This window comes from Candidatus Infernicultor aquiphilus (assembly GCF_002784285.1).
Classification (GTDB): domain Bacteria; phylum Atribacterota; class Phoenicimicrobiia; order Phoenicimicrobiales; family Phoenicimicrobiaceae; genus Infernicultor; species Infernicultor aquiphilus.
Window position 1 is genome coordinate 1 of sequence record NZ_PFKO01000107.1, and the last position, 2,380, is coordinate 2,380.

The 2,380-nt window shown below is 37.1% G+C and carries 2 protein-coding genes; both read right to left on the reverse strand.

The window, feature by feature from the left end; all coding sequences use genetic code 11:
• Positions 1-1,057, reverse strand: a 1,057-nt coding sequence (purF, locus tag COZ07_RS03010) for an amidophosphoribosyltransferase (RefSeq protein ID WP_406607111.1), incomplete at its 3' end; no start/stop codon positions are given.
• Positions 1,050-2,380: AIR synthase-related protein (locus tag COZ07_RS03015; protein WP_406607112.1), on the reverse strand; the 1,331-nt coding region annotated here is incomplete at its 5' end. The genes purF and COZ07_RS03015, both read right to left, overlap by 8 nt.

Sequence of the window (2,380 nt, forward strand, 5' to 3'; positions counted from 1 at the left end):
CATCTATCAATACTACTCTTTTACCATTTAAAATTTCTTTTAAAGGAGAAAGTTTAATCTTCACCGAACCTTCCCGAATTAACTGGTCTGACTGGATAAAAGTTCTGCCCACATAACGATTTTTTATTAATCCTTCTCCATAAGGAATACCAGAATAATTGGCATAACCCAGAGCGGCAGAAACGCCCGAATCAGGAACAGGAATCACTAGATCTGCTGCCACCGGGTATTCTTGAGCCAATTTTCGCCCCATCTTTTGCCGACTTAAAGCTACATTTTCTCCATAGATATTACTATCTGGACGAGCAAAGTAGATAAATTCAAAAATACAAAATGCCTTCCTCTTACTGGACAATATTTTGGTGGATTTCAATCCCTTTTTATCTATTACTACCATTTCTCCTGGTTCTATTTCTCGAATAAATTCAGCCCCAATAAGACTAAACGCACAGGTCTCAGAGGCAAGAACATAGGAATTTCCCAATTTTCCTAAAGCCAGGGGATGGAAACCAAAAGAATCTTTTAATCCGATTAATTGGTCTTCAGTCATTATCACTAAAGAAAAAGCCCCTTTTAGTAAAGCTGCTACAGTTTTAATGCTATTTTCAATATTTTCTTCCTGACTCGCCGCTATCAAATTACAGATCATTTCACTATCTGAGGAAGAAGAAAATTTATTAACCTCCCCCTTAAATATTCTTTTTAGTTCATCTTGGTTTACCAAATTACCATTATGAGCTAAAGAAAAAGTCCCTCCCTGATATTTTTTTAATAAAGGTTGACTATTCACCCAATTATTAGCCCCTGTAGTTGAATACCGCACGTGACCAATAGCACAATTACCTTGCAAAGTCTTTAGCTTTTCTTCGTTAAATACTTCTGAAACTAATCCTAAGTCTTTATACACTAAAATTTTTTCACCATCGGATATAGCTATTCCTGCGCTCTCCTGTCCTCGGTGTTGAAGGGCATAAAGTCCAAAATAAGTTATTTTAGCTACCTCTAAAGAATTGTCTTCTTGATTATAAATACCAAAAATTCCACATTCCTCATGCATTATTCTTTACCCAATCTCCTTTCCAGGCCATTTCTAATTCTTCTACTTTTAAATTAATTAAACCTTTAATCTGCAGCCTGTCCCCTTCTATTTGGCCTAATACCTGAAAGGAAACTTTATTTTTATTTACCATTTCCTGTAACCAGGATAGATTTTTAGGAGAGATAGAAATAATGATTCGGGATTGGGTCTCTCCAAATAATAAGGCATCATTTCGAATCTTTTCTGGAAGCGCTACTTTGGCCCCCTTTCCCCCGGTAATACAACATTCCGCCAGGGTTACAGCCAAGCCCCCATCTGAACAATCATGCGCAGAAGAAAGTAAATTCTCATTTATCGCTTCTCGGCAAACCTGTTGTACTGCCTTTTCTTTGATTAAATCTATTTGGGGAGGCACTCCTCTTTCCAAATTATGAAAAACCTTTAAATATTCACTCCCCCCTAATTCCTCTTTATTTTCCCCTAAAAGTATAATGAGGTCACCTTCATTTTTAAATTCCAAGGAACAAATATTATGGTAATCTTCAACTATACCAATCATTCCAATTATCGGCGTGGGGAAAATAGCCTCTCCCTTATTTTCATTGTACAAACTTACATTTCCACTTATTACGGGGGTCTCTAATACCCGGCAAGCCTCACTCACCCCTTTAATTGCCTCTTCTAATTGCCAATATATCTCCTCTTTTTCGGGATTTCCAAAATTCAGACAATCGGTCACTGCTCGAGGCAAAGCCCCCTTACAAGAAAGGTTGCGAGCAGCCTCTGCTACTGCAATCTTCCCCCCCAGAAAAGGATCAAGATAACAATACCTTCCATTGCCGTCAGTAGTTAAGGCCATAGCCTTTTTAGTCCCCCTTATTCTTAATATAGCAGCATCATCGCCAGGAAAAATTAGGGTATTAGTTTGGATCATATGATCATACTGTTCGTAAATATTCTCTTTGCTAGCTATATTCGGAGAGCTTAATAGTTGCAATAAAGCCTGGTTAAAATCTTTGGGCTCAGCCAGTTTTTTCAAGTTTAAAATATTAATCTTTTCCAAATAAACCGGTTTTTTCCCTTTTCTAAAGCAAATGGGGACTCCCTCAGTTAATGACTTAGCTGGTATTTCAGCTACCACCTTACCTCGATCCTTGATTCTAAAATTCTGATCAGAAGTAACCTCCCCTATAATGGCAAAATTTAACCTCCATTTATCAAAAATATTTTTAATTTCTTTCTCTTTTCCTTTTTTGATAACTACTATCATTCTTTCCTGGGATTCAGAAAGCATCACTTCGTAAGGATTCATACCTTCTTCTCGTTGAGGAACTTCTGATA